The 6,178-nt window shown below is 44.6% G+C and carries 7 protein-coding genes; 3 read left to right on the forward strand and 4 right to left on the reverse strand.

The features are described from left to right. A complete protein-coding gene (locus CIK04_RS20620) occupies positions 1-534 on the forward strand; it encodes a DUF3833 domain-containing protein (RefSeq protein WP_097353040.1) in 534 nt (177 codons plus the stop codon). A gap of 168 nt (positions 535-702) precedes the next feature. Here the strand turns inward: CIK04_RS20620 and purB are convergent, their stop codons facing one another. From purB to mnmA, 3 genes are all read right to left on the reverse strand, one after another. Further along, positions 703-2,073, reverse strand: coding sequence for an adenylosuccinate lyase (gene purB / locus CIK04_RS20625; protein WP_005460028.1), 1,371 nt, complete (start codon positions 2,071-2,073; stop codon positions 703-705). Positions 2,074-2,221: 148 nt separating this feature from the next. Next, positions 2,222-2,839 carry a high frequency lysogenization protein HflD gene (gene hflD / locus CIK04_RS20630; protein WP_011080746.1) on the reverse strand — a complete coding sequence of 206 codons (618 nt, stop codon included), beginning with the start codon at positions 2,837-2,839 and terminating at the stop codon, positions 2,222-2,224. Positions 2,840-2,849: 10 nt separating this feature from the next. Next, on the reverse strand, positions 2,850-3,974 hold the full coding sequence (mnmA, locus tag CIK04_RS20635; protein WP_017422262.1) for a tRNA 2-thiouridine(34) synthase MnmA: 1,125 nt from the start codon (positions 3,972-3,974) through the stop codon (positions 2,850-2,852). Positions 3,975-4,163: 189 nt separating this feature from the next. Between mnmA and CIK04_RS20640 the strand changes: the two genes are divergently transcribed. Together CIK04_RS20640 and CIK04_RS20645 are read left to right on the forward strand one after the other, a co-directional pair. Then, positions 4,164-4,433 (forward strand): hypothetical protein, encoded by a 270-nt coding sequence (locus tag CIK04_RS20640; protein WP_011080744.1) that lies wholly within the window; start codon positions 4,164-4,166, stop codon positions 4,431-4,433. Positions 4,434-4,549: 116 nt separating this feature from the next. Then, positions 4,550-5,854 carry an inosine/guanosine kinase gene (locus CIK04_RS20645; protein ID WP_011080743.1) on the forward strand — a complete coding sequence of 435 codons (1,305 nt, stop codon included), beginning with the start codon at positions 4,550-4,552 and terminating at the stop codon, positions 5,852-5,854. A 103-nt stretch (positions 5,855-5,957) separates the two neighbouring features. Here CIK04_RS20645 and CIK04_RS20650 read toward each other — a convergent pair. Next, positions 5,958-6,178, reverse strand: a 221-nt coding sequence (locus CIK04_RS20650) for a transposase (RefSeq protein ID WP_176463391.1), incomplete at its 5' end; no start/stop codon positions are given.

Consider the following 6,178-nt stretch of genomic DNA (forward strand, 5'->3'; position numbering starts at 1 on the left):
ATGAATAAACATAATGTTTTTATCGTTTTGCTTGTTATGACATTGAACGCTTTGGTCGGCTGTTCGAGTGACCTTAAGGACTACCAGCAAGCATCCCCAAAATTTGAACTGTTTGAGTATTTTTCTGGAAATGTGAAAGCTTGGGGTATGGTGCAAGATTATAGTGGTAAACAAAACAGACGCTTTGAGGTTGAGATTGTCGGTTCTGTTGAAAATAACACACTGACTCTCGTTGAAGATTTTGTTTTTGACGATGGTGAGATTGATCAGCGCATTTGGCGGATTACCCGATTGGCCGATGGTCGCTATCAAGGTGAAGCTGACGACATCATTGGCGTCGCTGAGGGAATGGAACTGGGTAATGCACTGCAATGGCGCTATGATTTTGAACTGCAAATCGATGGTTCAAGCTTGACGGTGTCGTTTGATGATTGGCTTTATCGCCAAGATGAAAAGCATGTGTTTAATCTAACCAAGATTAAGAAGTTTGGCGTAGAGGTAGGGACGATTACGTTGTTTTTCCAGAGGCAATAAAACAGTTAGGAATGCTGCGCTCCGAGATTCGGGAACGCTTCGCTCTAAGAGTCGAGCCTTATCTCTTCGCGCTCAAAAACGAAAGGGTTGACGCTTTCACGTCAACCCTAAAATAATTCGATTCTCGATTCTCGATTCTCGATTCTCGATTCTCGATTCTCGATTCTCTTACAGCTTGTCTGTCAGCTCGATAGCTTGACCGATGTAGTTCGCTGGCGTCATCTCTTTTAGACGTGCTTTTTCGTGTTCAGGAAGCTCAAGACCGTCAATGAAGTTACGCATTGCTTCACCGTCTACGCGCTTACCGCGAGTTAGCTCTTTCAACTTCTCATATGGCTTCTCAATACCGTAGCGACGCATTACCGTTTGTACTGGCTCTGCTAGAACTTCCCAGTTTTTGTCTAGTTCAGCAAGAAGCGCGTCACGGTTCACTTCCAGTTTGCTGATGCCTTTTAGCGTAGAAGTGTAAGCGATGATTGCGTAGCCAACACCAACACCTAGGTTACGGAGAACCGTTGAGTCAGTTAGGTCACGTTGCCAACGAGAGATTGGCAGTTTTTGTGCTAGGTGACCAAACACTGCGTTTGCAAGACCTAGGTTACCTTCAGAGTTTTCAAAGTCGATTGGGTTCACTTTGTGCGGCATGGTTGAAGAACCGATCTCGCCAGCAATGGTTTTTTGCTTGAAGTGTCCTAGTGCGATGTAACCCCAAACGTCACGGTCAAAGTCGATCAGAATCGTGTTGAAACGTGCCACAGCATCGAATAGCTCAGCGATGTAGTCGTGTGGTTCGATCTGTGTGGTGTAAGGGTTCCAAGTAACGCCGAGAGATTCCGTGATGAACTCTTCAGAGAATTTGTGCCAATCTAGTTCTGGGTAAGCAGAGAGGTGTGCGTTGTAGTTACCTACCGCACCGTTGATTTTCGCTAGGATCTCAACGTTTTCGATTTGCTTGTATTGACGTTCCATACGGTACGCCACGTTTGCCATCTCTTTACCCATTGTTGATGGAGAAGCTGGCTGACCGTGTGTACGAGATAGAAGAGGGATGTCGCGGTATTCAACAGCAAGTGCTTTGATTGCGTCAATCAGGTTACGAATTTCTGGAAGAATGACCGTCTCACGTGCTTCTTTAAGCATTAAAGCGTGTGAGGTGTTATTAATGTCTTCAGAAGTACAGGCAAAATGGAAGAACTCGTTTACTGCGTGCAGTTCAGGAACGTCAGCGACTTTCTCTTTTAGGAAGTACTCAACCGCTTTGACATCGTGGTTAGTAGTACGTTCGATCTCTTTGATGCGTAATGCGTCTGCTTCAGAGAAGTTAGCAGCAAGATCGTCGAGGAATTGGTTTGCTTCTGCGCTGAACGCTGGCACTTCTGCAATTTCAGCAGTAGCAGCAAGCTTTTGTAGCCAGCGGATTTCAACGATAGTACGGTACTTTAGTAGACCGTATTCACTGAAAATTTCGCGTAACGCAATTGTCTTGCTTCCGTAACGGCCGTCTACTGGTGAAACAGCAGTCAATGCTGACAGTTCCATGATGTTCTCCTGAATTGGGTTTCAAAATTTCGCGAGCTTTATACCAATAACTGTGGCAATTGTCACGAATATTGCGCAAACGTTTGCGCTAAGGTGATTTTGACCAAAACAATTAGCTCGCGTCTGGCGCGAGCTAATGATGGTCGAATTACATTCTGGCCAGCAGGATCTGCGCCTGCTCAACCATTTTCTTTCTGCCGAAGATCAGATGGCGGCGTCGACCGCCAACTTGACGCCAAAGCACGGCACTGCGAATACCAGAAAGGAGTAACGCACGTACTTTGTGTTGATTCGATGTTTGTTGTAATACCGTCGGTGTACCTGTCACTTGGATTCGAGGGCCGATAGGGCTGATAACATCGAGATAAATACTGGCCACATTGCTGATCATCTGTTCTTCAAAAAGATCATAGTGTTCCGTCTGTCTTTGTACCATCTGGATACGATCGCCAAGCTGTGACATCGCATCATTCCTACCCATAAGTTTGCGCTCTAACGCCATCAAACTGATGAGGTAGCGAGTCACTTCGCTACCAGTGGGGGTACTATCAATCCCTTTTACTAAGCATTCTAAACCCAGTTTGAGTTGTGACTCATTGCCAAACACATCAAGTGTGTTGGCTGGATTGGTATTCAAAATTGCTTTAATAGAAGTTTCAAAGGCATCTTGATCACAATGTCCGTTTCTCGCGATTTGCTGAACTAACGCTACAGCTTGGCACATGCCAGCAAAAGCAATGGTACGGTCATAAAGTGTATTCGCCACGTAACGACTCCTAAGCTTGAGTGTATTTAATGCGTTTCTCGATGATACCACCGCCAAGACAAACATCACCTTGGTAGAAAACAGCGGATTGACCTGGGGTCACTGCGATCTCAGGTTCATCGAAAATCACTTTAATGTTTTCGTCATCAATAGGGATGATTGTACAAGGAATATCTTGTTGACGGTAACGAGTTTTCACCGTGCATTTCACCACATCGCGAATTGGCTCACGTTCTACCCAATGAAGCTGAGAAGCAATCAGGCCTTCGGACTTCAGCATCGGGTGATCTTGTCCTTGAACGGCAATCAACACATTGCGCTTAAGGTCTTTTTCTGCAACAAACCATGGTTCTTCGTTACCGCCACCGCCTTTACGGCCACCAATATGTAGGCCTTTACGTTGGCCTAGCGTGTGGTACATCAAACCCTGGTGTTGACCAAGCACTTCGCCTTCTGGTGACTCAATATTACCCGGTTGAGCTGGTAAGTAGCGGCTTAGAAAATCGGTGAACTTACGCTCGCCGATAAAACAGATACCGGTAGAATCTTTCTTTTTCGCGGTAATCAGACCTTGTTCTTCCGCAATGCGACGAACTTCAGGCTTTTCCAGCTCACCAACAGGGAAGAGGCTACGTGCCACTTGTTCGTGACTTAGCGTGTAGAGGAAGTAGCTCTGATCTTTATTGCCGTCTAAACCACGCAGCATCTGTGGCTTTTCACCATTTTCAGGGAAAGAACGACGGACATAATGACCCATCGCGATGTAATCGGCATCAAGTACTTCGTCAGCAAACTCTAAAAATGCTTTGAACTTAATTTCTTTGTTACAAAGGATGTCTGGGTTAGGGGTACGGCCCGCCTTATATTCGGAAAGGAAATATTCGAATACATTGTCCCAGTATTCTGCCGCAAAATTGATCTTATGTAGGTGAATGCCAAGTTTGTCACAAACAGCCTGAGCGTCGGCGAGATCTTCTGCCGCAGTACAATACTCAGAATCATCATCTTCTTCCCAGTTCTTCATAAATAGGCCTTCAACTTGATAGCCTTGCTGTTTTAGAAGATAGGCAGAAACCGATGAATCAACACCGCCAGACATACCAACGATGACTTTCTTTTGGCTGTTATCAGACATTACTCAACACCCTTAAAATTAACTGGAGGCGAATTCTAACAGAAAGCAGAAACGGGTGACAGATCCGAGATCGCAATCACAATTCGTTTTCGCTGCTTTTTTCAGCAAAAGGACAAACGAAAAGAAATTCCGCGCGAGCTCTGAGTGGGAATGTGGCATAGTTGGAAAAAATCCTAATGAGAAAACATCATGACTGATGAAATGCAATTTATGCAAGAAGCGGATCTTATCGAGATCATTGAAAATCAACTTGAAGATGGAAATCCAATCAAGGTCAAAGAAACGTTGATGCGCCTAATGATGACAGGCACGCCTCGTGAAGATGCGGTGGCGATGATGGCGTGTGCAATGTCAATTGAGATTTTCGACGTGATGAAAAATGACGGCGAGTTCAATCTAAAACGTTACAGCGAAAACTTGGATTGCCTGCCAGATTTAAGCTTTATGGAAGGTGAATAGCACCTCGCAAAATAAAAAGCACGTAGCAAACGTTTGCTATAATTGCCTTTATTGCCGCCTATGGGAGTGCGAGTTAGAATCCGCACTTCTTTTAACCCCGTACTCAGACAAACACTATGAAATTTCCCGGACAGCGCAAATCAAAACACTATTTTCCCGTACATGCACGTGACCCATTAGTGAGTCAGGCGCAGGAAAGCAAGAAAATGACGCGTACTCATATTATCGGTATTGATCAAACTTTGGTGGATATCGAAGCGAGAGTGACGTCGGAAATGATTGAAAAATACGGTTTGAGTAAAGGGCACTCACTGGTTATTGATGATGTGACGGCAGAAGCGCTATATCAGCAATTAAAGCAAGAAAATCTGATTACCAACGAATACGCTGGCGGTACGATTGGCAATACGCTGCACAATTACTCAGTGCTAGCAGATGATCGTTCGACATTATTGGGCGTGATGAGTCAAGATATTAAGATTGGTAGTTACGGATACCGTTACTTATGTAACACATCAAGCCGTATGGATCTTAATTATCTGCAAGGTGTCGATGGGGCGATTGGTCGTTGTTTCGCGTTGATTACCGAAGATGGTGAACGTACTTTTGCGATTAGTGAAGGTCAAATGAACCAACTTCATCCAGATAATATTCCGGAAAAGATCTTTAAAAAAGCCTCAGCTTTGGTGCTCACCGCTTATTTGATTCGTTGTAAAGAAGGTGATCCAATGCCTGATGCGACGATGAAAGCCATCGAGTACGCAAAAAAATACGATGTACCTGTTGTTTTGACGCTTGGCACTAAATTTGTGATTCAAGATGATCCAACTTTCTGGCAAGAATTTATTCGTGACAATGTGACGGTAGTTGCGATGAATGAAGATGAAGCAGAAGCATTGACTGGGGAATCCGATCCTTTAGCTGCTTCAGATAAAACATTGGATTGGGCAGACATGGTACTTTGTACTGCGGGTCCGCTAGGTCTATTTATGGCCGGTTATACGGAAGACAGCGCGAAGCGTGAAACATCTCTACCGTTACTTCCAGGCTGCATTGCTGAATTCAATCGTTATGAATTTAGTCGCCCAACGAAAAAAGCATCTTGTGAAAACCCGATTAAAGTCTATTCACATATTTCACCGTATATGGGCGGTCCTGAGAAAATTAAAAATACCAATGGGGCAGGTGATGCTGCACTTTCAGCGGTACTGCACGATATGGCGGCAAACAAATATCACAAAGAAAACGTGCCAAACTCAAGTAAGCACGTGTATGAGTTTTTGACGTACTCATCTTTTTCTCAAGTGTGTAAGTATGCTAACCGTGCCAGTTATGAAGTGTTGGTACAACATTCTCCGCGCCTATCTCGTGGCTTACCTGAACGCGAAGATAGCTTAGAAGAAGCGTACTGGGAAAGATAATAAAAAGGCTCCGAAAGGAGCCTCAGATTGATGACGAACCCCGCTTTTTAAGTGGGGTTCTTTTTTGGAAGCGACCGTAGGTCGCGATCGTGATTTTTTTTTGTTATATCGTGCGCAGAAGTTTCCATTCATTACACGGGTATACAGAAGCAAGTATCTGCCTTATTTCTGCCATATTTAAGCCCATTTTTCGTAGATAGTTCACCACCAACGCTATCTTCTTGATGTTTTGGGCTGCCGCTGCCAACCAACATTGCATTTGCACATTGGCTAGACCTCGGAAGCGAGCATAACGATGAYCATGATGTTGCTTGGCATCTGCAA

This window comes from Vibrio sp. 03_296, from assembly GCF_002265885.1.

What these genes read in the sequence shown, in the direction of transcription:
- CIK04_RS20620 (WP_097353040.1), top strand. Translation starts at nt 1, where the DNA reads ATGAATAAACATAATGTTTTTATCGTTTTGCTTGTTATGACATTGAAC.
- purB (WP_005460028.1), bottom strand. Translation starts at nt 2,073, where the DNA reads ATGGAACTGTCAGCATTGACTGCTGTTTCACCAGTAGACGGCCGTTAC.
- mnmA (WP_017422262.1), bottom strand. Translation starts at nt 3,974, where the DNA reads ATGTCTGATAACAGCCAAAAGAAAGTCATCGTTGGTATGTCTGGCGGT.
- CIK04_RS20640 (WP_011080744.1), top strand. Translation starts at nt 4,164, where the DNA reads ATGACTGATGAAATGCAATTTATGCAAGAAGCGGATCTTATCGAGATC.
- CIK04_RS20645 (WP_011080743.1), top strand. Translation starts at nt 4,550, where the DNA reads ATGAAATTTCCCGGACAGCGCAAATCAAAACACTATTTTCCCGTACAT.